The organism is Bacillus sp. FSL K6-4563 (assembly GCF_038630405.1).
GTDB classification, from domain to species: Bacteria; Bacillota; Bacilli; order Bacillales; family Bacillaceae; genus Bacillus; species Bacillus pumilus.
This window is the reverse complement of sequence record NZ_CP152030.1, coordinates 2,813,155-2,838,231: the sequence shown is the minus strand read 5'-3', so window position 1 is coordinate 2,838,231 and position 25,077 is coordinate 2,813,155. Positions and strand designations below refer to the sequence as shown.

Annotated in this window: 24 protein-coding genes; 19 read left to right on the top strand and 5 right to left on the bottom strand. The window is 41.1% G+C overall.

Annotated elements, in window-relative coordinates:
• Positions 1-99: 99 nt before the first annotated feature.
• The 4 genes from MHH54_RS14480 (at position 100) to MHH54_RS14465 (ending at position 3,646) form a co-directional block, all read left to right on the top strand.
• On the top strand, positions 100-1,272 hold the full coding sequence (locus MHH54_RS14480; protein WP_050944031.1) for an iron-containing alcohol dehydrogenase: 1,173 nt from the start codon (positions 100-102) through the stop codon (positions 1,270-1,272).
• Positions 1,273-1,397: 125 nt separating this feature from the next.
• On the top strand, positions 1,398-2,753 hold the full coding sequence (locus tag MHH54_RS14475) for a glucose-6-phosphate isomerase (protein WP_012011080.1): 1,356 nt from the start codon (positions 1,398-1,400) through the stop codon (positions 2,751-2,753).
• 240 nt (positions 2,754-2,993) lie between these two features.
• The gene (locus tag MHH54_RS14470; RefSeq protein WP_003213169.1) at positions 2,994-3,212 is read left to right on the top strand and encodes a spore germination protein; all 219 of its coding nucleotides are present in this window, start codon (positions 2,994-2,996) and stop codon (positions 3,210-3,212) included.
• A gap of 32 nt (positions 3,213-3,244) precedes the next feature.
• Positions 3,245-3,646, top strand: a complete 402-nt coding sequence (locus tag MHH54_RS14465) for a YugN-like family protein (protein WP_003212880.1) — start codon at positions 3,245-3,247, stop codon at positions 3,644-3,646.
• Here MHH54_RS14465 and MHH54_RS14460 read toward each other — a convergent pair.
• Positions 3,643-4,629, bottom strand: a complete 987-nt coding sequence (locus MHH54_RS14460; protein ID WP_003213017.1) for a potassium channel family protein — start codon at positions 4,627-4,629, stop codon at positions 3,643-3,645. The two genes, MHH54_RS14465 and MHH54_RS14460, sit on opposite strands and share 4 nt — an antisense overlap.
• A gap of 126 nt (positions 4,630-4,755) precedes the next feature.
• Here MHH54_RS14460 and MHH54_RS14455 point away from each other — a divergent pair, with 126 nt between their 5' ends.
• From MHH54_RS14455 to MHH54_RS14430, 6 genes are all read left to right on the top strand, one after another.
• Positions 4,756-4,980, top strand: a complete 225-nt coding sequence (locus MHH54_RS14455) for a hypothetical protein (protein WP_268492716.1) — start codon at positions 4,756-4,758, stop codon at positions 4,978-4,980.
• An 81-nt stretch (positions 4,981-5,061) separates the two neighbouring features.
• Positions 5,062-5,736, top strand: a complete 675-nt coding sequence (locus tag MHH54_RS14450) for a zinc metallopeptidase (RefSeq protein WP_041816317.1) — start codon at positions 5,062-5,064, stop codon at positions 5,734-5,736.
• Between the two features lie 48 nt (positions 5,737-5,784).
• Positions 5,785-7,077, top strand: coding sequence for a hemolysin family protein (locus tag MHH54_RS14445; protein ID WP_342500366.1), 1,293 nt, complete (start codon positions 5,785-5,787; stop codon positions 7,075-7,077).
• 135 nt (positions 7,078-7,212) lie between these two features.
• Positions 7,213-7,614, top strand: a complete 402-nt coding sequence (locus tag MHH54_RS14440; protein ID WP_058013821.1) for a secondary thiamine-phosphate synthase enzyme YjbQ — start codon at positions 7,213-7,215, stop codon at positions 7,612-7,614.
• Positions 7,615-7,630: 16 nt separating this feature from the next.
• Complete coding sequence (locus tag MHH54_RS14435; protein WP_342500365.1) at positions 7,631-8,662, top strand: nitronate monooxygenase; 1,032 nt, start codon at positions 7,631-7,633, stop codon at positions 8,660-8,662.
• 24 nt (positions 8,663-8,686) lie between these two features.
• Entirely contained in the window at positions 8,687-8,935 is a 249-nt protein-coding gene (locus MHH54_RS14430; protein ID WP_050944026.1) for a hypothetical protein, read from the top strand.
• A gap of 21 nt (positions 8,936-8,956) precedes the next feature.
• On the opposite strand, the gene MHH54_RS14425 is transcribed toward MHH54_RS14430, so the two are convergent.
• A complete protein-coding gene (locus tag MHH54_RS14425) occupies positions 8,957-9,697 on the bottom strand; it encodes a protein-glutamine gamma-glutamyltransferase (protein WP_044140789.1) in 741 nt (246 codons plus the stop codon).
• A 156-nt stretch (positions 9,698-9,853) separates the two neighbouring features.
• On the opposite strand from MHH54_RS14425, the gene MHH54_RS14420 reads away from it, so the two are divergent.
• The 5 genes from MHH54_RS14420 (at position 9,854) to MHH54_RS14400 (ending at position 18,884) form a co-directional block, all read left to right on the top strand.
• Entirely contained in the window at positions 9,854-11,845 is a 1,992-nt protein-coding gene (locus tag MHH54_RS14420) for a methyl-accepting chemotaxis protein (RefSeq protein ID WP_268492722.1), read from the top strand.
• A 126-nt stretch (positions 11,846-11,971) separates the two neighbouring features.
• The gene (locus MHH54_RS14415) at positions 11,972-13,963 is read left to right on the top strand and encodes a methyl-accepting chemotaxis protein (protein ID WP_268492724.1); all 1,992 of its coding nucleotides are present in this window, start codon (positions 11,972-11,974) and stop codon (positions 13,961-13,963) included.
• A 176-nt stretch (positions 13,964-14,139) separates the two neighbouring features.
• The gene (locus MHH54_RS14410) at positions 14,140-16,116 is read left to right on the top strand and encodes a methyl-accepting chemotaxis protein (protein ID WP_106032251.1); all 1,977 of its coding nucleotides are present in this window, start codon (positions 14,140-14,142) and stop codon (positions 16,114-16,116) included.
• Positions 16,117-16,280: 164 nt separating this feature from the next.
• A complete protein-coding gene (locus MHH54_RS14405; RefSeq protein WP_342500364.1) occupies positions 16,281-18,269 on the top strand; it encodes a methyl-accepting chemotaxis protein in 1,989 nt (662 codons plus the stop codon).
• A 90-nt stretch (positions 18,270-18,359) separates the two neighbouring features.
• Positions 18,360-18,884 carry a type 1 glutamine amidotransferase domain-containing protein gene (locus tag MHH54_RS14400; protein ID WP_003213715.1) on the top strand — a complete coding sequence of 175 codons (525 nt, stop codon included), beginning with the start codon at positions 18,360-18,362 and terminating at the stop codon, positions 18,882-18,884.
• 82 nt (positions 18,885-18,966) lie between these two features.
• On the opposite strand, the gene MHH54_RS14395 is transcribed toward MHH54_RS14400, so the two are convergent.
• On the bottom strand, positions 18,967-19,950 hold the full coding sequence (locus MHH54_RS14395; RefSeq protein ID WP_003213546.1) for a Gfo/Idh/MocA family oxidoreductase: 984 nt from the start codon (positions 19,948-19,950) through the stop codon (positions 18,967-18,969).
• Between the two features lie 199 nt (positions 19,951-20,149).
• Between MHH54_RS14395 and MHH54_RS14390 the strand changes: the two genes are divergently transcribed.
• The 4 genes from MHH54_RS14390 (at position 20,150) to MHH54_RS14375 (ending at position 23,354) form a co-directional block, all read left to right on the top strand.
• Entirely contained in the window at positions 20,150-20,542 is a 393-nt protein-coding gene (locus MHH54_RS14390) for a hypothetical protein (RefSeq protein WP_342500363.1), read from the top strand.
• A 65-nt stretch (positions 20,543-20,607) separates the two neighbouring features.
• The gene (locus tag MHH54_RS14385; protein ID WP_003213553.1) at positions 20,608-21,750 is read left to right on the top strand and encodes an AI-2E family transporter; all 1,143 of its coding nucleotides are present in this window, start codon (positions 20,608-20,610) and stop codon (positions 21,748-21,750) included.
• 126 nt (positions 21,751-21,876) lie between these two features.
• Positions 21,877-22,710 (top strand): undecaprenyl-diphosphate phosphatase, encoded by an 834-nt coding sequence (locus tag MHH54_RS14380; RefSeq protein WP_342500362.1) that lies wholly within the window; start codon positions 21,877-21,879, stop codon positions 22,708-22,710.
• A 170-nt stretch (positions 22,711-22,880) separates the two neighbouring features.
• Positions 22,881-23,354: a hypothetical protein gene (locus MHH54_RS14375; RefSeq protein ID WP_003212767.1), complete on the top strand. Its 474-nt coding sequence runs from the start codon at positions 22,881-22,883 to the stop codon at positions 23,352-23,354.
• A gap of 41 nt (positions 23,355-23,395) precedes the next feature.
• On the opposite strand, the gene bioB is transcribed toward MHH54_RS14375, so the two are convergent.
• Complete coding sequence (bioB, locus tag MHH54_RS14370) at positions 23,396-24,391, bottom strand: biotin synthase BioB (protein ID WP_003213491.1); 996 nt, start codon at positions 24,389-24,391, stop codon at positions 23,396-23,398.
• 162 nt (positions 24,392-24,553) lie between these two features.
• Positions 24,554-24,904 carry a hypothetical protein gene (locus MHH54_RS14365; RefSeq protein WP_106029242.1) on the bottom strand — a complete coding sequence of 117 codons (351 nt, stop codon included), beginning with the start codon at positions 24,902-24,904 and terminating at the stop codon, positions 24,554-24,556.
• Positions 24,905-25,077: the final 173 nt, after the last annotated feature.

Here is a 25,077-nt window from a genome sequence, read left to right as displayed (position 1 = left end):
CTTTCGAGCAGTTATCTTTTTTTGAGTTCGACGTGTACATATGTTAAAGTAGTCTTTCATGTTTTTGGATATATACGCTGTAAGGAGATGTATCAACAGATGGAAAATTTTATTTATTATAATCCAACGAAATTAATGTTTGGAAAAGGACAACTAGACGGACTAAAAAGCGAACTCGCTCGTTATGGAAAACGAGTGTTACTTGTATATGGTGGAGGCAGCATTAAGAAAAATGGTCTTTATGATAATGTGATCAGCGCGTTAAATGAAGCAGAAGCTGACGTATTTGAGCTGTCAGGTGTTGAACCAAACCCGCGCCTCACCACAGTGAAAAAAGGAATCGACATCTGCCAAAATGAAAAAATTGATTTCCTATTAGCTGTTGGCGGCGGCAGTGTGATCGACTGTACAAAAGCGATTGCAGCCGGAGCGGAATATGACGGAGATGTGTGGGACATTATCTCAAAGAAAACAACCGCTCAAAAAGCATTGCCGTTTGGCACAGTGCTCACACTTGCGGCAACTGGTTCAGAAATGAATCCAGACTCTGTCATCACAAACTGGGAAACAAATGAAAAATATGTGTGGGGCAGTTCAGTCACTCATCCTGCTTTTTCAATTTTAGACCCTGAGCATACTTATTCAGTGCCAGAAAACCAGACGGTGTACGGCATGGTCGATATGATGAGCCACGTCTTCGAGCAATACTTCCATAATGTGAAAAACACGCCTTTACAGGATCGAATGTGTTTTGCTGTTCTTCAAACAGTCATTGAGACAGCACCAAAACTGCTTGAAGACTTACAAAACTATGAGCACCGTGAAACGATCCTTTACGCAGGAACGATCGCTTTAAATGGAACGCTGCAAATGGGTTACTTTGGCGACTGGGCGTCCCATACGATTGAGCATGCAGTATCGGCTGTCTATGACATTCCGCATGCAGGCGGACTTGCGATCCTCTTCCCAAATTGGATGCGTCATACACTCGATCACAATGTGGATCGCTTTAAAAATCTCATGCTAAACATGTTTGACATCGAGACAGAGGGAAAATCTGATCGTGATATCGCATTAGAAGGAATCGACAAGCTGTCAGCCTTCTGGACAAGCCTCGGTGCACCAAGCCGTCTAGCAGATTATGACATTGGTGAAGATCAGCTGGACAAAATTGCCGACATTGCGGCGAAAGAAATGGAATACGGTGGTTTTGGTAACTTTATGAAACTTGATCGTGATGACATTCTTTCTATTTTGAAAGCTTCTTTATAATCCTTCGTGCCGTTTCTCTCTATGAGAAACGGCTTTTTGCTATGGAGTGACGATCACTTGATTTCAATAGCTAGTTCCGCTAAAGTGAAAGGGATAGAACTAACGTAATGGAGGGCTTACAAGCGATGACACATATTCAATTTGACTACTCAAAAGCGTTACCTTTCTTTCAAGAGCATGAGCTTACATATTTAAAAGATTTTGTGAAGGTGGCCCATCATAATATTCATGAACAAACGGGTACAGGCAGTGATTATTTAGGCTGGGTTGACTTGCCGAAGCAATATGATCGCGAAGAATTTGCCCGCATTAAAAAAAGTGCAGATAAAATTAAGTCAGACTCTGATGTCTTACTTGTTGTCGGAATCGGCGGTTCATATCTCGGCGCACGTGCGGCGATTGAATTTTTGAACCACTCTTTCTATAACACGCTGCCAAAAGGCAAACGCAAGACGCCGCAAATCATCTTTATTGGAAACAACATCAGTTCTTCTTATTTAACTGATGTAATGGATCTATTGGAAGATGCAGATTTCTCTATTAACGTCATTTCAAAATCTGGTACAACAACAGAGCCAGCGATTGCGTTCCGCATCTTTAAAAAGCTCCTCATTGAAAAATACGGTGCCGAAGAAGCGAAAAAACGTATTTATGCAACAACGGACAAGGCACGCGGTGCATTGAAAACATTAGCAACAGAAGAAGGCTACGAATCATTTATCATCCCTGATGATGTAGGTGGACGTTATTCAGTCTTAACAGCAGTGGGTCTATTGCCAATCGCTGTGAGCGGTGCAGACATTGATCAGATGATGGAAGGTGCGGCAAAAGCAAGCGAAGACTTCGCTTCATCTGAGCTTTCTGAGAATGCGGCATACCAATATGCTGTCGTCCGTAATGTCCTTTACAATAAAGGCAGAACGATTGAAATGCTGATTAACTATGAGCCAGGATTGCAATACTTTGCAGAATGGTGGAAACAATTATTCGGTGAAAGTGAAGGGAAAGATGAAAAAGGAATCTACCCTTCATCTGCGAACTTCTCAACAGATCTTCATTCACTTGGTCAATATGTCCAAGAAGGAAGAAGAGACTTGTTTGAAACAATCGTTAATGTAGACAAGCCTCGTCATGAGCTTGTCATTGAAGCAGAAGAACAAGACCTTGATGGCTTGAACTATCTAGCAGGAAAAACGGTTGATTTCGTCAATAAAAAAGCATTTGAAGGAACGATGCTTGCTCATACAGATGGAAAAGTACCGAATTTGATCGTCACAATTCCTGAGATGGATGCTTATACATTCGGATATCTCGTTTACTTCTTTGAGAAAGCATGCGCGATGTCTGGATATCTACTAGGCGTTAATCCATTTGACCAGCCTGGCGTAGAAGCTTATAAAGTGAATATGTTTGCTTTATTAGGAAAACCAGGCTTCGAAGAGAAAAAAGCCGAGCTTGAAAGCCGACTGAAACAATCGTAAGAATAAAAAGCACACCTTTCAGCGTGATAGAAAACCTTTGAAGTCTAGGAAGGGCGAGCACTGGCGCGGAGCGAATTTAACATTCGTGAGCACCAAGCGCGCAGACCTGACAACGAATGCAAGGGTTTGTCTACACGCTGAGCACACCTTTGAAGGGTGTGCCTTTTTTATTTTCGCACGGTTCCTGTGCAAGCCTCCTTACGCTCTGTACATAGAATAATGAGTAGAGGAGGGTGAAACATGAGAACGAATCATATTTACATTCACGATATTTCTGGCCAGGCAATCGTCAACTTTGGCAATGTCGGACGCATTTGTCCTATGAGTGCTACGAAGGAAACATCAGGGTCCGGCAGTGCGAACGAGACGAATCAATCATCCAATCAAAGCTTATTTGATGCCACTTTTTCAAACAATGTACAAATCACGAGAGATAGATGTATGAATTCCTCTCTTTAACGAAACCTATTAGACAAAAAGGAGGGTTTCGTATGATTCATGTACCATCCAGGCTGACTGGTGAAAGCTTTTCACTTTACCATTTAGAAGAGACGATGAAGCCGCTCGGCTATGTCATTAATGGTAACTGGGATTACGATCACGGATACTTTGATTATAAAATTGATAATCGTGATGGCTATACCTTTCTCAGAGTTCCTTTTACAGCCGAAAAGGGCCAGCTGGATCAGCCAGGCGTTGTGGTGAAACTGGGAGATCCATTTCTCTTAAAGCATGTCTATCAAGATAAGTTAGATGATCATGCGATGGTTGGAAATGTGGGAGCATCCTTTAACCAATTCCAAGAACCAAAAGAGAAAGATGGAGATGTATCAAAAGCTTATACTGAGATTGGCTTTTCGCTCGTCAAGGAATTAGAAGACGCACTGCTTTAAAGGCTGATTAGTTCATCCTCTGGATGAAGCTCATAATCAAAGGGAGGATTCATCATGGGTCCTTCTTTTTTTTGTACACCGACAATGATCACATGATGCTCTAAAAAATGATGGAGCGCTGTTAAGAATGTTTCTCCGGCTAACGAAGCTGGAACCGGTATGATGGTGATCTGTTTATGCAAGGTCATATGTCGTTTTTTCTTTAACGCTTTGAACTGTTCCTTTAAAAGAAAATGCTCGACCATTAAATGATTGACTGCATCAGAGGTATGAATGACTTGATTGGCGCCAGCCCGCTCGGCATTTTTCACGTAACGATCTGTTAAAATTTCAATTAAACAGTATAGAGAAGGGTTTAATCCTTTTGCTGCAAGTAATGTTAAAACACTCTGCATATCAGCTGTCACTTCATTCTCGTGCTGATCTGCGGTAATCATCAGTGCATCTGCACCTGAAATATTGGCTTTGCGAAGTGTGCCATCTTCGGTGCCATGCCCTTTAATAAAATGAACATTCTCTAGAAGCGGCCCTTCCTTCAAGGAATCATCAATTAGCACAATCGGCATAGCTGGATCAATCGTTTGAAACGATTGAAGCAATTTGTTCGTTTTCTCATTCCAGCCAACGATAATGAGATGTCCTTTTCCTTTAAAGGCGACCTTCCCTTCTACATAATGGTGCTGCTTGCTGAACACAGCGGCAGCGAGTGTGGCAAAATAAGCCGTGACAAAGCTTGCCCCGATCAGAATCAGCGCCATACCTGCGATTTGCCCGGGCATGGTTTGCGGCACAAAATCACCGTAGCCGACCGTCGCGACTGTAATGAGAGCCCACCAGATCCCATCAAAGATCGTATGATACTGCTTCGGTTCAAGCAAGACGATTAATTGTCCAAAAAAAAGAAGCAAGAAACAGATGATGATGGCAATTCGAAGATAGAGAGGCCACCTTAGCCAAGCGATAAAGATACGATTTGATTTCATCGAACTCTTCCTTTCAGGAGACTGCTAATGTCAGTATGCCCGATTGCGGAAACATTTTTTCATCTTCGTCATGTATTGAAACAGAACCCATATCTTAAAATAAGGGAGAAGAAGGAGGGAATTCGAATGTCGTTCGTTCAAAAGACCGTACTTCTTTTTATTGGCGCGCACTTTTTATCATCAGCTGTCATCTTACTAGTGTTTGACTTAAATGCCGTGAATCATTTTATGAATGATTTTTCATGGCTGCACTTTTTTCAAAACCTATACGGAACGGTGACCTTTTATACAGCATGCTTAGGTGTGTTCTTCTTTTTCATTGGCGTGGTGATCCCCCTTAAAAAGACCTAGTGCTTTTTTCTGTACACGTTACATAAAAGTCATTAAAATTGTAAATAAATATATAAAATAAAAAGGAAGCTGATGAGCATGCTGTTTTTTTATTTTTTAACTTTTGCCGCATTGGGATTATCATTTTGGGCACAATTTAAAGTGAAGAATAATTTTGAAAAGTATTCAAAGGTTGAAGCATCCAGTATGAAAACAGGTGCGGAAACCGCTCGACATATTTTAGATCGCAACGGGTTATACGACGTGCCTGTTGAACCGGTAAGAGGAACTTTGACTGATCATTACGACCCGACGCAGCGTGTGGTTCGCTTATCTGAACCTGTGTACTACGGCCATTCCATTTCGGCCATTTCAGTCGCATCACACGAGGTTGGACATGCCTTGCAGCATCAGGAATCCTATGGTGCGCTTGTCTTGAGACATAAGATCTTTCCTGTTGTGAACTTTGCATCTGGTGTTGCCCCGCTTCTTTTCCTTGGTGGAATCTTACTTGGCAGCCTTAACTTAATCGGGCTTGGGATCATTTTGTTCTCAGCGGCTGTGTTCTTTCAGCTTGTGACATTGCCTGTCGAGTTTAATGCAAGTTCTCGTGCGAAAGATATCATAGTTTCAGAAGGAATCATTAGAAGCAGTGAAGAAAGAGGCGTGAACAAGGTGTTAAATGCTGCCGCTCTTACGTACGTCGCAGCAGCCCTTGTCTCCTTGTTTGAATTGCTCCGTTTTGTAATGATCTTCCTAAATGGCCGTAATGATTAATTGATGCCAGAGGAGGTGAGCCCTTACCATTGTTAGGTAAGGGTTTTTTTGTATATTTTAAACGTATTTTTAGTCATATTACTCATTGCTGCGACAGCATTTTTTGTTGTCACTGAATTTGCGATTGTGAAAATTAGAGGGTCTAAAATCAATCAACTGATTGAGAGCGGAGATAAGAGAGCCATTCACGTACAAAAGCTTATATCAAATCTCGACGAATATTTATCCGCCTGTCAACTCGGCATTACCATTACCGCTTTAGGCTTAGGGTGGCTAGGCGAGCCGACGGTGGAGCATTTTCTGCATCCACTGTTTGAGGATTTGGGGCTTCATTCCGCATTAACCGACATCCTATCGTTTATCATCGCATTTGTGATCATTACGTTTTTACATGTCGTTGTGGGAGAACTGGCGCCTAAAACGATTGCCATTCAAAAGGCAGAGGCGGTCAGCCTTGTGACAGCAAAGCCACTCATCTTTTTCTATAAAGTCATGTACCCGTTTATTAAAGCATTAAATGGATCTGCGCGAGGCATTGTGAAATTATTCGGTTTTCATTCTGTCAAAGAACATGAAGTGGCGATCAGTGAGGAAGAATTGCGTCTCATTTTATCTGAAAGCTATGAAAAGGGTGAGATTAACCAATCTGAGTACAAATATGTGAATAAAATTTTTGAATTTGATAACCGAGTGGCGAGAGAGATCATGATTCCTCGTACAGAAATTTCAGCCATAGAGATTGAACAGACGCTTGAAGACGTGACACATTATATGCTGAACGAAAGATACACACGCTACCCCGTCATTAAAGAAGACAAAGATCATGTGATTGGTGTCATCAATAGCAAAGATGTGTTTAAGGCGAGTTTCCTGAATCAAGATGTGACGATTGAAGACTTAATGCGTCCTGTGATACGGGTGATTGAAAGTACGCCTGTTCAAGAATTGCTCATTTTGATGCAAAAGGAACGAATTCATATGTCAGTGCTCGTAGACGAATATGGAGGAACAGCCGGGCTTGTCACAGTAGAGGACATATTAGAGGAAATCGTGGGCGAAATTCGAGATGAATATGATCAGGATGAAACACCTCATATCGTCAAAAAAGGTGACTTCCACTATGTAATGGATGGGAAAGCCTTGATTGATGAAGTAAATGATTTATTGGATTTAGCCATTGAGAATGATGATGTTGATACAATTGCTGGCTGGATGATGACACATAAATTTGATATTGAGATTGGAGATACGATTGAAGCAGAAGGCTGTGAATTTACCATCATGGATGCAGAAGACCATCATATTCGGACCATTGACATCAAAAAGGTCCACTTTTCCTAAAAACCTCGTAACACTTGACGAGGTTTTTTTACTTGGTAAACTTTAGGTGAGATAATGCCTTCCACCGATCAACAGTGATTGATTCCACATAAAAAGGGTATGGTTTGATAGAAATGACAAAAAGGAGCCGCTCATATGAAAAAAATCAATGTACAAACAAATAGACGCGATGAGATGATCGACGTGACGAATGAGGTCCATCAATATGTTAAGGAAACAGGTATTCAAAACGGAAGTGTCATCGTCTACTGTCCCCATACGACAGCAGGGATGACCATTAATGAAAATGCAGACCCAGATGTGAAACGAGATATGCTCCGGAGGCTTGACGAAGTCTTTCCGTGGGAACATCCGAAGGACCGCCATATGGAAGGAAATACAGCCGCACATATGAAAGCGAGCTATATGGGTGCCTCGCAGCATGTTCTCATCCATCATGGTGATCTTGTCCTTGGCACATGGCAGGGAATCTATTTCTGTGAGTTTGACGGGCCGAGACATCGCCATTTTTATATACAGGTATCATCAAACGAGTAAGAGATGGGGGAAATAAATGGGAGATATGACGAAATTACTGCAAATCAAATATGGGATTATTCAAGCGCCAATGGCAGGAGGTGCCGTGACACCGCAGTTGGCAGCCGCTGTTTCACAATGCGGAGGACTTGGCAGTTTGGCAAGTGGATATGTGCAGCCTGACCATTTGAGGCAGCAGATTAAACAGGTCAAACAGCTGACAACGTGCCTGTTTCAGGTCAATGTATTTGTACCAGAGCCAATTTCTGAAGTCAAAAAAGAGGATGTGGCTTTTTGGGAGAAGAGATTGCCAGCACGACCAGTAGCTGATAGACTGCCGAGCGAAGAGGAATTGTGGAATGATTTTGAACAGAAAATCAACATTCTTTTGGAAGAAGACGTACCGGTCGTTTCCTTTACCTTCTCTTGTCCAAATGAACAAACGATACATCGCTTAAAACAAAAGGGGATCTTTTTGATCGGAACCGCCACAACAAAAGAGGAAGCACAGCTTTTAGAGGAAAAAGGGATGGATGCCATTGTTCTGCAAGGAAGTGAAGCAGGGGGTCACCGAGGTACCTTTTTACCTGCAAAAGAAGATGCCCTGATGGGACTCTTTAGCCTGATCTCTGACGTCAAGACGCTCTGTCATGTGCCATTGATCGCCGCAGGCGGGATTACAGATCGAACAGGTGTGGAAGCCGCTCTAGCGCTTGGAGCGGATGCGGTGCAAATCGGCACACGATTTTTAGCCAGTCAGGAAAGTGCTGCGGCAGACGTATACAAAAAGGCGATTTTACAGGCAGAAAGCAGTGAAACAAAGATCACAAGGCTTTTTTCTGGAAAAAGAGCAAGAGGTATTGTGAATCAGTGGATGGAGGAAGAAAGACAGAATGAAGATAGGGTTCTTCCTTATCCGGTTCAGCATGTATGGACGACACCGATGCGAAAAGCAGCAGCAGCTGCGGGAAACCCTGATCAAATGGCTCTTTGGGCGGGACAGGGCGTCGGTCGTATTCACTCGATTTTAACCGTTGAGGAAATCATGCATGAACTGACGCACATATAAAATCATGTTGGGTGGTGTGAAAGGGTGGACATTTTAAAACATTCATACCGAAAAAAAGGACAAATTGAATTTTGGTTTGATGAATTTCCGCACTCTCCTGCCGTCCTTACGCCCATTCGTCATTACTATTTTGTTCGTTATGTAAAATGGAGCCGGCACGATCCGCCGGTCACAAGAAAAGACTTAGAAAAAATGGAGCTCCTTGCGAACACGATGCTTGGCACGCTGCAAGATTATCGAAAGCGCAAGGCATACAAAAGCCCCTTGTCATAACCACTAGACAAGAGGCTTTTTTTAGCTGCCAAACATTTGCCTGAGATAAATCACATCCATCCGAGTAGTCTGCGGCAATAGATAAGCAGATTGAACAGCACCTGGCCGCCTTCTCTTATTCAATTTATCGATAATTTCTGCCGCTGTTAAAATCCCTAGTCCATGTCCGTAATATTGATCTTCACCTAAGTAAATCACATTTTCCCCGCGCCATTGTGACTGCTGATAGCTAAATTCTGGATTCTCGAAATATAAGCAATCCCCATAGATAAAATCATTCCCGCGCTCTGTATAAATCGACAATGTATCATAATGCCAGTCATACAGGGTTAGACTGCGAAGCCTTCGGTTAAACTTCTCGTCTCCTACTGTTTGCAAGACGCCCATATAAAACACGATGACAATGGCGGTGGCACATTCAAATGCATATTGTGAGCCATTTTCAAAAATGTCTTTAATGCCTCTAGATGGTTCGACTTGATAGCGCAGCTCTAATGCCCCTGCTTCCGATACGCGCCAAAAGGCGTCATTTGCACGGGACCTTTGAAAGATGGCAAATGAGGCACCACTTTTATGCAAATCTCTTGCAGCATTCATAATGTTCGATCTCAATGTGACCTCAAATAACAAATCAGATGCTTGCCTGTAGCGGAACGTATCATTTGAGGCTTGTAACTGCATCAAAATGATCCGCTTTTGTCCTTCTAGCTGAAATGAAGCCAGCTGCTCATTTGTCACTGGCTGTCCTGAAAGGATAATCATATGAAAAGCGCCCCCTTTTGTATTAGCGTATGCAGGGTGCTTGGGCAAGGAATCAATTTGTGGAAATAAACAAAAAGGCATCCTTTTTATTAGAAAAACATGAAAATAATATGAAGATGTCCGATATATAACATATCGTTTAAAAGGAGGAAAAACATGAAAAATGCACTAAAATGGTTGAAAAAACCATCGATTTCTAAGAGACTGATTATTTCATTCACTCTCGTTCTTGTCTTGCCAATTATTACACTCAGTACGATTTCATATCAGATTGCCAAAGAAGAATTAGATCATGAAATCATGTACGGAGCAAACACAAGAGTCCATGAACTGAATGACATGATTCAGCAAAAGCTTATGAATAAGGAAAACGCAGTAAAACTCTTTACTGAAACATCTACTGCTGCAGACTTTAAGAAGAACAACCAGGATGAACTGTATGAGCATTTCGAGATATACAGTAAAATCAATGAAGATGATGTGGTTGGATTTTATGCAGCAAGTAAAAAGCGTGATTTCATTCAGTTTCCTAAAGTAGACATGCCAAAAGGCTATGATCCAACAACGCGCGATTGGTATCAACTAGCTATGCAGGATAACAGTGGTAATCCAGTCGTTACCAATCCATACATCTCTGCCACAACAAACGGCATGGTTGTCACGATTGCCCAGCGTCTGAAGGACGGATCGGGAGCGATCGGAATTGACATTGATGTGCAAGACATTGTCGATAAAATAAAAGAGATTAAAATCGGACGTCAAGGATATCCAATTATTGCAAATAAAAACAAACAAATTGTGGCCCATCCAGAAGAAAAGTCAGGATCTAAGGTCACTGAAAATATTTCATCTATCCTTTACAGCGGAAAAGAAGGAACGTCAACTTATGAGAATAAAGGAGAACAAAAGCGTCTCGTTTTTGTGACTAATGATTTAACAGGTTGGAAAATTGCTGGAACGATGTTTGTATCAGAAACAGAAGAAGCAGCACAGCCAGTTTGGAATTCTGCCATTATTCTTTTAATTTCTTCCTTTATCCTTGGCGGTATTGCGATCTTCTTTATCGTTCGCTCCATCACAATTGGACTTCGAAAGCTTGTTGATTTCTCAGAAAAGGTGAGTGATGGTGATTTAACCGAAACCCTTGAAACCAAATCGAAGGATGAAATTGGAGATCTCACGAGAAGCTTTAGCAAAATGAGTGAATCCCTTCGTGACGTCATTCGAGCGGTACAGCAATCTGTCGACAATGTGGCTTCCGCTTCCGAGGAGCTGACGGCAAGTGCCAGCCAAACAAGTCAAGCAACCGAGCATATCACAATGTCGATTGAACAATTTTCAAACGGAAATGAAGCACAAAACGAGAAAGTCGAATCTAGTACGAATCAGCTTGTGGCAATGAATGAAGGATTACAAGGCATGTCACAAACGTCATCAGAAGTGGCTACTGTCTCACTTCAATCGACAGAGGCAGCTGGTCAAGGCGGCCGAATTGTTGAAAGCACAGCGAGCCAAATGAAACATATTGATACATCTGTACAAGAAGCAGAACAAGTCATGAAGCAATTAGAATATAAGTCTAAAGATATTACAAGCATTTTAAATGTCATTAACGGCATTGCAGATCAAACGAATCTTCTTGCGTTAAATGCAGCCATCGAAGCAGCAAGAGCAGGTGAATCAGGACGCGGCTTCTCTGTCGTGGCAGAAGAAGTGAGAAAATTAGCTGTCCAATCGGCAGACTCAGCGAAAGAAATAGAAAAGCTCATTCAAGAAATTGTGTTAGAAATTGCTAAATCTCAAGATATGTTCAAAACGGTCAATCGAGAAGTACATGCAGGACTTGGTATGACAGAAGAAGCAAAAGAAAGCTTCCAGAACATTTATGAGGCGGCAGAAGGAATGTCGAAAAAACTGACGCAATTAAACGATACAGCCATTGATCTATCGAGCGGTTCGAAGCTAGTTTCACAAGCTATGCAGGAGATGCGCCAAGTCTCTAGAGAAAGTGCTGCAAACATTCAGGACATTGCGGCTTCTGCTGAAGAGCAACTGGCATCTATGGAAGAAATATCATCTTCTTCAGTGACACTTTCTAACATGGCAGAGGAACTAAAAGAGCTCACAAGTCAATTTAAAATTGATTAAATAATGATGAAAAAATACCCAGAATTGTCTGGGTATTTTTTTTATATTTTAAACATCGTTTTCAGCCTGTAAAAATAAACCTTTCATCCGATAATAACTTTAGAGAAGTAAAGGGGGAAAGAGAAAATGGGGAAAATGATTCAATGGTTAAAAAAACCATCCATTTCAAAAAAATTAATTATTGCCTTTTTGGTAGTCCTTATCCTGCCAACCACTGCACTGACAATTAGTGCGTTTTTTACATCAAAGACAGAGCTAGACAAACAGATTATGGGCAGTGCGATGAGTCAAGTCAATGCATTTGATACTTTAATCAATGAGAATATAGGAAACAAAGCAGATGCTGTGGCTCTGTTTACAGACTCACTCAAAGCGTCTAATCTTCAAGAAAAAAATAGAAATGCGACCATCAAAGAATTGCAGCAATTTGGAAAAATTAATGAAAAAGATGTTTCTGCTATCTATGCAGGCTCCGAAAAGGGATTGTTTATGCAATATCCAGTTCAAAAGATGCCTGATGGCTACGATCCAAGAGAGCGTCCATGGTATCAAGAAGCGCTCAATGCAGAGAACGGTAAACAAGTCATCACAAAACCATACGTAGCAGCCTCCACAGGCAAAATGGTCATCACGATTACTCAAAAAATGAAAGATGGGTCAGGTGTTATTGGACTTGATATGGAAATTGACACCCTGATTCAAAAGTTAAAAGAAATCAAAATTGGGCAAAAAGGCTATGCCTTCATCATGGAGAAAGATAAAACAGTTTTAGCAGATCCGACCCAAAAGCCAGGAAGTCAGGTCAATGAGAATCTAGCAAATATTATTTATCAAAACAAAGAAGGAAACGGCAGCTACACACTCAAAGGAATAGATAAAAAGGTTGCGTATGTGACCAACGAATTAACCGGCTGGAAAATCGGTGGAACGATGCTCGTATCAGAAGTAGAAGATGCAGCAAAGCCCGTTTTCAATACAGCCATTATTGTGTTCAGTGTGACACTTATCGTAGCAGGTACCCTCATCTTCTTTATCGTCCGCTCTATATCTAAAAGATTATCCAACCTTGCCCGCTTCTCGAAAAAAGTCAGCGAAGGTGATTTGCGCGATAAGCTTCAGATCCAATCAGATGACGAAATCGGCCAAGTTGGGAAAGGCTTTAATACAATGATTGACTCATTAAGAACCCTCATTGGTGCCGTCCAAACCTCAGTCGAAAATGTCGCTTCTTCATCAGAAGAACTGACCGCCAGCGCAGGGCAAACAAGTAAAGCAACAGAGCATATTACACTAGCCATTGAACAATTCTCCAATGGAAATGAAAGTCAAAATGACAAAGTCGAATCCAGCTCAGAAGAGTTAGATGAAATGAACCGTGGCCTTCAGCACATGAATGAGTCGGCTGAGTCCATTACTGCTTCATCGATCAAATCAACAGGTATCGCAGGGGAAGGCGGGCAGCTTGTCGAAAAAACCGCTTCTCAAATGAATGTCATTGATCAGTCCGTGAAAAAAGCAGAGAATGTCATCAGCGCTCTTGAAAGTAAATCAAAAGACATTACACAAATTCTAGGTGTCATCAATGGTATCGCCGACCAAACGAATCTACTTGCGCTAAATGCAGCAATTGAGGCAGCAAGAGCTGGGGAATCTGGCAGAGGCTTCTCCGTTGTAGCAGAAGAAGTAAGAAAACTGGCTGTTCAATCAGCCAATTCGGCGAAAGAAATCGAGAATTTGATTAAAGAAATCGTTCAAGACATCGATGTATCACAGGAAGTATTCACTGCAGTGAATCGAGAAGTTCAATCAGGCCTAAGCTTCACTGAACAAACAAGAGTCAGCTTCCACAATATTTTCGAAATGACAAAAGAAATTTCTGACCAGCTTCAAACCATGAATCAAACAGTTGTCCAGCTTTCAAATGGCTCTGCACATGTGTCAGAGGCTGTCCGTGAGATTGCAGACGTCTCACGTGAAAGCTCCGCAAACATTCAAGACATTGCGGCTTCAGCGGAAGAACAGCTCGCATCTATGGAAGAAATCAGCTCCTCCTCTGCTACGCTTTCATCAATGGCAGAAGAATTGCGTGATTTGATCAGCAAATTTAAAGTCGAATAGACATAATGAAAAGAGCCCTTCAGCTAGAGGGCTCTTTTCTAATTGAATAAATCAAAAGAAATAGGTAATTTTACTTATTTTTATTTATTTTCGAACATTAAGTCTTGAAAAATAATTCATATTACCTAAGAATAGAAGGGGAATACCACAAATCATAATTCAAAAGGAGTAGAGTCATGAAAAAAATCAACTTTTTTAAGCACTTTACAATGTCGAAGAAATTAATTACTGCATTCTTAGCGATTCTCCTAGTGCCAATTCTCGTATTGGCAGCATTTTCTTATGAAGTGGCATCAAAGTCTCTCAATGATGAGATTATGTCTAGTGCTGCAAATGGTGTTCAGCAATTAAACGAACTCATTAATAAAGATGTACAGCCTAAAATTGATATCGTTTCTTATTTATCGAAATCGGTGAAAAAGAGTGAATTGGCTTCTAAAAACAAGGATTTACTCAAGGTGAAATTAGAGCAATTATCGGAAACAGATGAAGATGTAGTGGAGGTATTCATTGCAGATCAAAATGGTAGATTAACCGAATATTCCAAGATTCACAAAGGTAGTGAAGCGAGCGCAAAAAACGAACCGTGGTTTCAACAATCGATGGGAGATGAGAAACTCATCATATCAGATCCTTTTGTCGACAAGTCATCAGATGACCTGCTCATCACAATATCAGAGCGGTTAGCAGATGGATCTGGTGTGACTGGAATCAATATGCGCTTGAACACGATCGTGAAAGATACAAACAGTATCAAAATAGGCAAAGAAGGCTATGCGTTTGTCGCGACTCCAGATCAGCATTATATTGCCCATAAAACAGACAAGCCTGGGGCGAAATTGACAGGTGATTTCATCACAAAATTGTATGATAAAAAACAAGGCAGTTTCAAATATGAATACAATGGACAGACGAAGCAAATGTTTTTTGACACAAATGAAGCAACAGGCTGGAAGCTTGCTGGAACGATGTATGTTGGTGAAATCCAAGAAGCTGCACAGCCAGTACTCGATTTAACAATGATCATACTGGCAGTTGCGATTGCTATAGGCGGAATCGCGATTTATTTTATTATTAAATCGATCCGAAAGCCACTGATAGCACTCTCTGAATCGGCTGAGAAAATCAGTCAGGGTGATCTGACCCAGCACATTGAAGTTCGTACGCACGATGAAATCGGTAAGCTTGCGCAGAGCTTTAACGAGATGTCAGCTAAGCTGAAACAAGTCATTCAAGCTGTCCAGAATTCCATTGAAAATGTGGCCGCCTCTTCTGAAGAATTAACAGCAAGTGCGGGACAGACCGCTCAAGCGACTGAGCATATCACATCATCTATTGAACAGTTCTCAAACAGCAATGAACATCAAAATGATATGATCGAAAAAAGCTCAGTTCAGTTGAACGAAATGGATCGCAGCTTGTCCCATATGGTCGATACGACCTCTCATATGATGGAATCGTCGATTGATTCAAGCAAAACGGCTCAGGCCGGTGGAGAACTTGTTCAAAAAACAGCAGGGCAAATGCAAACCATCGAGCAGGCAGTGAAAGAAGCAGAGCTTGTGATTCAAGGCTTAGAGCAGAAATCAAAAGATATTACGAACATTCTGGGTGTCATTAACGGCATTGCCGACCAAACCAATCTCCTAGCTTTAAATGCTGCAATAGAAGCCGCTCGGGCAGGAGAAGCAGGTAGAGGTTTCTCTGTTGTTGCAGAAGAAGTTCGGAAGCTGGCAGAGCAATCAGGAAGCTCATCAAAGGAAATTGAAAGCCTGACGAACGAGATTGTAGAGGAAATTGAAAAATCACAGAACATGTTTAAACAAGTAGCAGGTGAAGTACAATCTGGATTAAATATTACAGATGAAACGAAAATCAGCTTTGAGAAAATCACCGATAAAACATCAGAAATGACAGAACAAATGAAACAAATGAACGGTACGGCCAAAGAACTCTCGCATGGCTCAAATGATATTTCACATGCGGTGAATCAAATCAAAGAGCTTTCACGAGAAAGCTCCGCAGGTTTCCAAGATATCGCAGCATCCGCAGAAGAACAGCTGGCATCTATGGAAGAAATCAGCTCATCCTCTGCTACGTTATCTCAGATGGCAGAAGAGCTAAGAGAGCTCATTAAACAATTTAAAATATAAGAGTATAGGGAAAGCACCTGACGTTTGGCGTCAGGTGTTTTTCCATTCAATGCATATAATTTGGGTATTTTGGTCTTATTTAGACTTTAATAAGTTAAAAAAGTAAAGAACATAGTAGTGCTTCCGATATATATACTATCTTACTAAAAGGAGTTTTCTTTTTTATGAAATTCATACAGTATTTCAGAAAGCCATCTATTTCAAAAAAGCTCGTATTCTCTTTCTTATTTATTCTCTTATGCCCAATCATTGTATTGGCATTCTCTTCATATCATACGGCGAGCACCTCCTTAAATGATCAAATCATGCAAAGTGCAAAGGAGAACGTCGAGCAGCTAGATAAAAATATTACGAAGGTTGTGAAAGTGAAAACAGACGCAGCCGATTTCTTTAGCAAATGGATCACGGAGAAAAAGCTTAAGCAAAAAGGCACGACAGATATTCAAGGACGGTTTGAGCAGTTCATGAGTATGAATGATGACACAGAAGGCATTTTTGTCGCTTCAAGTGATGGCAAAGTGTTTTCAAGATATCCTAACAAAAAAATGCCTGCTGACTATGTCGCAACGGAGCGGGATTGGTATAAAGACGGCTGGGAGAAAAACGGAGAGCTGTCTGTTTCAGCACCGTATCCAACAGCTTCCACAGGTACGCTTGTCGTCACCATCTCTAAAAAGTTAGAGGACGGATCAGGAGTCATTGCAATGAACTTAGACATTGCAAATCTAGTAAAAGAATCAAATAGCATAAATATCGGGAAACAAGGCTATGCCTTTATCGGAAGTCCGGATCGTACCTTTGTTGCCCATCCTACGAAAAAAGCGGGAACAAAACTATCTGGTGAATGGCTAGAAAAGCTTTATTCACAAGATGAAGGTTCTATGAGTTATATGTTTGAAGGAAAAGAAAAACAAATGGAATTCACCACAAACAAAGCGACTGGCTGGAAAATTGTCGGTACGATGTTTGTGACAGAAGTAGAAGAAGCTGCACAGCCAGTCTTTAACATGGCCGCTATCATTTTAGCTGGCGCGCTCATCATTGGCGGGATTCTGATCTTCTTGATCATCCGTTCCATTACAAAACCACTATCTATACTTGTCTCTTCTTCAAAGAAAATCAGTGAGGGAGATTTAACAGAAAAAATTGATGTCCGGTCAAAAGATGAAATTGGACAGCTAGGCACAAGCTTTAATGAAATGAGTGAGTCATTAAGAGATGTCATCCAAGCAGTACAAACATCTGTAGAAAACGTGGCTTCTTCATCTGAAGAACTGACAGCAAGCGCAGGTCAAACATCAAAAGCAACCGAACACATTACATCATCTATTGAAACATTCTCAAACGGCAACGAAAATCAAAGCGAAATGGTGGAGCAAAGTGCGGCTCATTTAAAACAAATGAATGAGGGACTGAACGAAGTCGCAGAAACATCTGATGTCATCACAGCGTCATCTATTCAATCAAGAACAGTCGCGGAATCAGGCGGACAGCTTGTGGAGCAAACCGTTGGCCAAATGAAGACGATCGATCATTCAGTGAAAGAAGCTGAAGGGGTGATCAACGGGCTAGAGCATAAATCAAAAGACATCACAAACATCCTAGGCGTGATTAACGGCATTGCGGATCAAACGAATTTACTTGCACTCAATGCTGCCATTGAAGCAGCACGTGCAGGTGAGTCAGGCAGAGGTTTCTCTGTTGTCGCAGAGGAAGTACGTAAACTTGCAGTTCAATCATCAGATTCAGCAAAAGAGATTGAAAAGCTTGTGAAAGAAATTGTATCTGAAATCGAAACATCTCAAAATATGTTCAAATCAGTGAATGAAGAAGTGAAGAATGGTCTTTCCATTACAGATCAAACGAAAGAAAGCTTCTCACAAATTAATCAGCAAACAGCGGAAATCGCTACAAGAATGAATGAAATGAATACAACAGTACGCGAGCTTTCAAAAGGATCTGAGCAAATTTCTAAAGCAGTGAATGAAATTGCAGATGTATCACGAGAGAGTTCAGCAAGCATCCAAGATATCGCTGCATCTGCTGAAGAGCAGCTTGCTTCTATGGAAGAGATTAGTTCTTCCTCTACGACTCTTTCCCAAATGGCGGAAGAATTACGTGATTTAATTAAAAAATTCAAGATCAGTGAATAAGATCAAGTGGTTCTCCTCAAGGGGAACCGCTTTTCTTTTTAAGCGGTCATCTCGTACAATAGAGGAAATTGAAAGAATAGGAGAGATGTTATGCGTTTATCAAATAAGAAGGTCATTGCGTTTGTCAGTGATGATTTTGAAGATTTAGAGCTATGGTATCCGGTTCTGCGTTTAAGAGAGGAGGGCGCAACCGTCCATCTCGTAGGAGAAAAAGCAGATCATGAGTACATCGGCAAGTATGGTGTGCCTGCCGTATCCGATGCAGATTTTTATTCCATTCAAGCGGATGAATATGATGCTGTGCTCGTCCCAGGCGGATGGGCGCCCGATAAACTGCGTCGTTATCCAGAAGTATTAGACATTGTCCGTACGTTTGATGAAAAGGCGAAACCAATCGGACAAATTTGCCATGCTGGCTGGGTGCTCATTTCAGCAGGCATCCTGCAAGGCAAAAAAGTAACGAGCACACCTGGTATTAAAGATGATATGACAAATGCTGGAGCAGACTGGTTTGATGAAGCAGTCGTCACAGATGGTCACCTCGTCTCGAGCAGACGTCCACCGGATCTTCCTCCCTATGTGAAAGCATTTGCGGATGTGTTAGCGGCAACATAAACAATGGACCCAAAATAAAAAAACAAAGGGCGAACTTGCACATCATGTTCGCCCCTTGTTTATCATTTCATGCCCATTCATTTTATCTATCGGCAGGAAACCTCACGCCCATTTGTTTTCTCGCCTCGTCCATGACGGACATGGTTTGAACAGATAAGGCAAATGTATTGACCGGAGACTGCCTCATTCCTTGCTGAATACACTCAATAAAATGACAGATTTCATAATACATGGCTGGCTGATCATCTTCGAGAGAGATGTCGGTATGGTGTCCTTGCCGATCATGGATCGTGATATGCGAAGGACGGTGGAATTGATCAATCACCATCGTCGCATCCTCTCCTTGAATTTCCGCAGATAAATGAGACGTTGAAATTTTAGAATGAAAAAGAAGTGCTTGATGTCCGTCATATTGCATAAGGACAGAGCCGCTCCCATCTACACCAGAAGAAAGCTTATAGCCTCTCGCGGTGATTTGATTCGGCAGACCAAATAAATAGAGCGCCGGGTAGACGAGATACACACCGATATCCATTAAAGAACCATTGGATAATTCAGGCTTAAAAGCATTTGGAATCTCGCCATTTCGGTAGGCATCGTATCTTGAGGAATATTTACAGTAATGAGCGACCACTTGCCGAATGGGTCCAAGCTGATCAAGATGCTGTTTGATTTGAAGGAAGTTGGGCAGAAATGTCGTTTTCATCGCTTCCATCAAACACACTTGATGTTTCTTCGCTGCAGCAATCATTTCTTCTACTTCTTTTCGGTGAGAGGCAAATGGTTTTTCGCATAATACGTGCTTTTGGTGCTCCATCATCAACATGGCCTGCTCTTTATGAAGGGCATTTGGACTCGCAATATACACGGCATCAAACGCATCACTTTCCGCCATTTGATGTAAGTTCGTAAAAACTGTATCAATACCGTATTTTTCGGCAAATGCCTGGCCTTTTTCAGCGGATCGTGAATAGACGGCTGTACATGTAAAATCAGCTACTCCTTCACCGGCCTGTAAGAATCGATCTGTAATCCAGTTCGTTCCGATGACAGCAAATCGAATCATGTCGTTCCCTCCTTCTACTTTCTCTGATTATACATCCTTTGAAAGCGTTTGTATGAAAGAACATTCTTTTTATTGAAAAGCGGATGAAACCTTTATATAGGCTGATGCGTCTTACATAAAGGATATAAATGTACGAAAAGGGGTAGTTTCTTCCTTCATTCGGGTAATACTCTGATAGAAGGGAGAGGAGGAAACGACCATGAAGCGAATCCTGCATATAGGAAGTACATACGTCTTTGCGCTTTTATTCATAGCAGCCGGTATTTTTCATGTGATAGAGCCGAGCGGCTTTGCCCATATGATGCCAGGCTGGCCACATCCATATATAATGGTCTATGCGACGGCATGCCTAGAATGGCTGCTGGCTGTCTTGCTGCTTTTGCCAAATGTCAGGATCGGAGCAGCAAAAATCATTGCTGTCTATCTTGTCCTCATTTTCCCTGCAAACTTATTTGCTGCACGAGAGGGAATTCCATTTCCGGGTCAAGAAAGCACAGAGCAGTCTTTGCTATGGATAAGAATGATAGGACAGCCAATTCTGATTGTATGGGTGATGTCCATTGCGAAATGGGAAAAAAAGCTGAAACAATGACCAACATATCATGATCAGGTAGTGTACAATTTATTCATAAAATAGCCCGAGTTTGGAGGAACGATATGAATTCTATGCAAATGTGGAGCAGTCGATTTAGAAAATTTTTTCTTGATAACAAGTTTGTTCTCTTTTTACTCGTCCTGCTATTAATTGGATTGAATATCCTTGTTTTCATGAAAACATCCTTTATTTTCACACCGCTCATTGTACTCGTCAAAACCATCGCCTTACCGATTATTTTAACGGGGGTCGTGTATTATTTATTAAATCCAATTGTCAATTTGTTAGAGAAGTTTAGAGTCAAACGGATCTTTTCGATTTTGCTTTTATATATTGTCATTATTGGCATTATTACAGTGACGATTGTGTCTATTATTCCGTTTTTACAAGCGCAAATGATGAGTCTGTTTCATAACCTTCCGAAATATGTTGATACGGTAGAAGATCAGATTAGACAACTAACGGGAAGCAACTTCATTAATCAAGCGCAAAAAGCGATGAATTTTAACGTTTCTGAATTGGTGAGCAAAGCGTCAAGTCAAGCGACGAAAATTTTGGAAAGTACCTTTACCGGAGTGGGGACATTCCTAGGGGCGCTTACTGAAGTCATCATTTCAATCGTGACCGTTCCGTTCATTCTGTTTTATTTATTAAAAGACGGCAAAAAATTACCTGACTATTTCTTGAAATTTATTCCGAATAAGTTTAGAGAACATACACATATCGTGCTTCACGAAATGAACCATCGCCTGAGCTCTTATATTCTCGGACAGATCATTGTCAGCTTTTGTATAGGTGTTCTTCTTTTAATTGGTTATATGATCATTGGGTTAGACTATGCCTTTTTGTTAGCTATCATTGCGGCATGTACAAGTATCGTGCCTTACCTTGGTCCAACGATTGCCATTACACCAGCGATTGTGATTGCCCTTGTCACGTCACCAATTATGCTGTTAAAATTGATCATTGTTTGGACGGTTGTCCAGCTGATTGAAGGGAAATTCATTTCTCCACAGGTCATGGGGAAAAATCTTCACATCCATCCAATCACCATCATTTTTGTTCTTTTAACAGCAGGTAAACTGTTCAGCGTGGTCGGCATCATTGTCGCTATTCCGACGTACGCCGTGCTGAAAGTCATCACGACTCACTTATTTGATTGGTTTAAAATGCGATCCAATTTGTATAAAGAAGAAAAGGTTTGATGTCATAATCTTTTTTTGAAAAAAATATAGTATCATAAAGACGAGCTTTCGAAATAGGAAGCTTGTCTTTATGTGGACATAGATGGTTGCCTGTTCAAAAGATCAGAATTGAAAGGAAAGAAAATCATGAATCTATGGGATTTATTCGTGGCACTGGTTTTAGGAATTGTCGAAGGATTAACAGAGTATGCACCTGTCTCGTCTACAGGTCACATGATCATTGTCGATGATCTATGGTTAAAATCAAAGGAAATCATTACGCCAGAGGCGGCAAACACATTTAAAGTCGTGATTCAGTTAGGCTCTATTTTAGCTGTCATGATTGTGTTCAAGGATCGGATTTTGAACTTGTTAGGCTTAAAGAAAAATATCACTGAAGAACAAAAGCGCAGCGGGCATAAGCTGACCATTGCTCAAATTGCAGTAGGACTCGTCCCAGCCATCATTTTAGGATTCTTATTTGAAGATTATATTGATAAATACTTGTTTGACGTGAGAACAGTTGCTGTCGGTTTGATTTTAGGCGCAGTACTGATGCTTGTCGCTGACTGGATTAATAAACGTAAAACAGAAACAAGCTCTGTCGATAACATGACGTACAAACAGGCACTTTATATCGGACTGTTTCAATGTTTGGCATTATGGCCAGGCTTCTCGCGCTCAGGTTCGACGATCGCAGGCGGGGTTATTCTTGGTTTGAATCACCGTGCGGCAGCTGACTTTACATTTATTATGGCGATGCCGATTATGGCGGGGGCAAGCTTGTTAACACTGGTGAAAAATGCCGAATATTTAACAACAGACATGCTGCCATTCTTTATCGTCGGCTTTGTGAGTGCGTTTATTGTGGCTCTCTTTGTTGTTCGATTCTTCCTAAAACTGATCAATAAAATCAAGCTGGTGCCTTTTGCAATATACCGAATTATCCTAGGTGTGATTTTATTTATCCTATTCATGTAATGCTGAAAACTACTCTTATTAAAGAGTAGTTTTTTGTTGTTTCAACTATTTTAAACAGTAAAATCACCCTCTTATTTGGTAGAAAAAGAAGTTTTTTCATAAATTAGTGTTTAAGAGACAGGAGAAGGGGTAGTACATAAACATACCAATTAAAGGAGGAGTTAGGAATAATGAGAAAAACAAGCAAATTTTTTGTTAGTTCTGTGATCGCTACGTCAATGGTTGCTGCCCCTCTATCTCTTACGACTTTTGGTCAAACGGCTGAAGCTGCAACGACAACAGGTGTTGATGGAAGTGTCTCTATTGATCCAGTAGCCATTGCCGATAAAATTGAACAAGCAGTAAAATCATCTCAAAATCGTGACGGATTCGTTAAAAATGCGGCGTACAGCGCCTTCTATGAAGCAGGTCAAAACTATAACGTCGTTGTCCAAAACTTAAGCCAAGACCATGACTTTAGCGGACTGAACAATGTGGTTTACTATGATAGTGTTGAATATGATGGTATTACGTTTGGTATTTGGGTATTTGAAGATGGGACGTTCGTCAATAATGGTGACGGCGGCTATATTAACTGGACATTTGTCGGCAGCTTTGACCGTGAGGAAGGAAGCGGCACTGTCGACTTCCATAAAAGATTCTAATCTTATAGTTAAAAGTCTGCCGCTTCACCGGCAGACTTTTTTTATAACGCACATTCTTCTATGTCAAAACCTAAATCTTCAATGATATGATGATCCATTCGGACTTGCTGACCTTTTGTTGTCAAATAATCGCCTACGAAAATGGAATTTGCCGCATAAAGAGCAAGCGGCTGAAGCGTCCGTAAATTGAACTCTCTGCCTCCAGATACTCGAATTTCCTTGGTTGGATTGACAAACCTCATGAGTGCCAACACTTTCAATGCTTTGACCGGATGTGTTCGTTCTTGATGCTCAAGTGGTGTTCCCTCAATTGCATGAAGAAAGTTGACTGGAATAGAATCCGCATCAATGGCTCTGAGCGCAAAAGCCATTTCGACAATTTGCTGGTTGGTTTCACCCATTCCAATGATAACCCCTGAGCAAGGTGACATGCCCGACTGTTTGACCTCTTCAAGGGTCGACAAGCGGTCATGATATGTATGAGTTGTCGTAATGTGAGCATGATGATCTTGATGTGTATTGATATTGTGATTGTACCGATGAACCCCTGCTTCCTTCAGCCGCTTCGCTTTGTCTTCATTTAATAACCCAAGACATGCACACACCTTCAAAGGCATGGTCTCAGTGATCTCTTTTACTGCTGCCGTCACCTCATCTAATTCTCTGTGAGAAGGTGCTCTGCCGCTCGCGACAATACAATAAGTCCCCGCTTTTCTCTTGAGCGCCTCATGCGCGCCAGCCACAATCGTTTTTTGATCAAGCATTGTATATCGTTCAACCGGTGCTTTAGAAATGATCGACTGTGAACAATAACCACAGTTTTCAGGACAATAACCGCTTTTTGCGTTAAAAATCATATTTAATTTCACCTTATTTTGAAAAAAATGAAATCGTACTTGATAGGCTGCATGCATGATAGATAATAATTCTCTATCGTCAGCTTCAAGAATATCTAGACCTTCTTGCAGCGTGATCCGTTCATTTTTCAGCGCTTTCTCTGCTATCGCTTCCCAAGACAAAGATATGTGTTTTCCCATCATAAGCTCCTCTCATTATGTTAACTTATTTTTATTAAAAGTTAACATAATGGATAGTCGTTGGCAAGCATTGGATAAATGAAGTCTACAAAAATACTTGAAGACACACAAAAAGGCGATGATCATGAAGTCATCGCCTTTTTATATGTAAAGCCTTATAGCTTATCGAACAGTAATATAGTTAATCACAAGCTCGCCTAGTGAATTATAGTAGGAAACTGTGACAGAACCACGTTGTACGGCACGAATCCAAGTGAAGTTCGGAGCTGTTTGATCTAATTGAATGGCATATGTTGCGCCTGACACAGAAATTTGACTTGCTGGAAGAGAGACGGCGATTGAAGAACCTACAGTAAGCGTACGGTTCACTGTAATCACTTTATTCATAATAGGAGCTTTTGCTATAACTGGTTCTTTTGGCTGAGCAGCTGCATGAGCCCCTTCAGTTTGAGAGAACGTAAGAGCACCTAAAGCAGCTAAAGACAGTGTACAAGCTTTCATTAATTTTTTCATCGGTAACACTCCTTTTTTTGGTATATACATATATTAATAATAATAGCATTATATGTCAATTAAAATATGTGAAAAAAAGAGTATTTATGGTGAAATTTGTCACATATTATTCATGAGTCTTCTCTTTTTTCGGGAAAAAAGAGACATAAAAAAAGCTGGGCATATCCCAGCAA

What these genes read in the sequence shown, in the direction of transcription:
- MHH54_RS14480 (WP_050944031.1), top strand. Translation starts at nt 100, where the DNA reads ATGGAAAATTTTATTTATTATAATCCAACGAAATTAATGTTTGGAAAA.
- MHH54_RS14475 (WP_012011080.1), top strand. Translation starts at nt 1,398, where the DNA reads ATGACACATATTCAATTTGACTACTCAAAAGCGTTACCTTTCTTTCAA.
- MHH54_RS14470 (WP_003213169.1), top strand. Translation starts at nt 2,994, where the DNA reads ATGAGAACGAATCATATTTACATTCACGATATTTCTGGCCAGGCAATC.
- MHH54_RS14465 (WP_003212880.1), top strand. Translation starts at nt 3,245, where the DNA reads ATGATTCATGTACCATCCAGGCTGACTGGTGAAAGCTTTTCACTTTAC.
- MHH54_RS14460 (WP_003213017.1), bottom strand. Translation starts at nt 4,629, where the DNA reads ATGAAATCAAATCGTATCTTTATCGCTTGGCTAAGGTGGCCTCTCTAT.
- MHH54_RS14455 (WP_268492716.1), top strand. Translation starts at nt 4,756, where the DNA reads ATGTCGTTCGTTCAAAAGACCGTACTTCTTTTTATTGGCGCGCACTTT.
- MHH54_RS14440 (WP_058013821.1), top strand. Translation starts at nt 7,213, where the DNA reads ATGAAAAAAATCAATGTACAAACAAATAGACGCGATGAGATGATCGAC.
- MHH54_RS14435 (WP_342500365.1), top strand. Translation starts at nt 7,631, where the DNA reads ATGGGAGATATGACGAAATTACTGCAAATCAAATATGGGATTATTCAA.
- MHH54_RS14425 (WP_044140789.1), bottom strand. Translation starts at nt 9,697, where the DNA reads ATGATTATCCTTTCAGGACAGCCAGTGACAAATGAGCAGCTGGCTTCA.
- MHH54_RS14420 (WP_268492722.1), top strand. Translation starts at nt 9,854, where the DNA reads ATGAAAAATGCACTAAAATGGTTGAAAAAACCATCGATTTCTAAGAGA.
- MHH54_RS14415 (WP_268492724.1), top strand. Translation starts at nt 11,972, where the DNA reads ATGGGGAAAATGATTCAATGGTTAAAAAAACCATCCATTTCAAAAAAA.
- MHH54_RS14410 (WP_106032251.1), top strand. Translation starts at nt 14,140, where the DNA reads ATGAAAAAAATCAACTTTTTTAAGCACTTTACAATGTCGAAGAAATTA.
- MHH54_RS14405 (WP_342500364.1), top strand. Translation starts at nt 16,281, where the DNA reads ATGAAATTCATACAGTATTTCAGAAAGCCATCTATTTCAAAAAAGCTC.
- MHH54_RS14400 (WP_003213715.1), top strand. Translation starts at nt 18,360, where the DNA reads ATGCGTTTATCAAATAAGAAGGTCATTGCGTTTGTCAGTGATGATTTT.
- MHH54_RS14395 (WP_003213546.1), bottom strand. Translation starts at nt 19,950, where the DNA reads ATGATTCGATTTGCTGTCATCGGAACGAACTGGATTACAGATCGATTC.
- MHH54_RS14390 (WP_342500363.1), top strand. Translation starts at nt 20,150, where the DNA reads ATGAAGCGAATCCTGCATATAGGAAGTACATACGTCTTTGCGCTTTTA.
- MHH54_RS14385 (WP_003213553.1), top strand. Translation starts at nt 20,608, where the DNA reads ATGAATTCTATGCAAATGTGGAGCAGTCGATTTAGAAAATTTTTTCTT.
- MHH54_RS14380 (WP_342500362.1), top strand. Translation starts at nt 21,877, where the DNA reads ATGAATCTATGGGATTTATTCGTGGCACTGGTTTTAGGAATTGTCGAA.
- MHH54_RS14375 (WP_003212767.1), top strand. Translation starts at nt 22,881, where the DNA reads ATGAGAAAAACAAGCAAATTTTTTGTTAGTTCTGTGATCGCTACGTCA.
- bioB (WP_003213491.1), bottom strand. Translation starts at nt 24,391, where the DNA reads ATGGGAAAACACATATCTTTGTCTTGGGAAGCGATAGCAGAGAAAGCG.
- MHH54_RS14365 (WP_106029242.1), bottom strand. Translation starts at nt 24,904, where the DNA reads ATGAAAAAATTAATGAAAGCTTGTACACTGTCTTTAGCTGCTTTAGGT.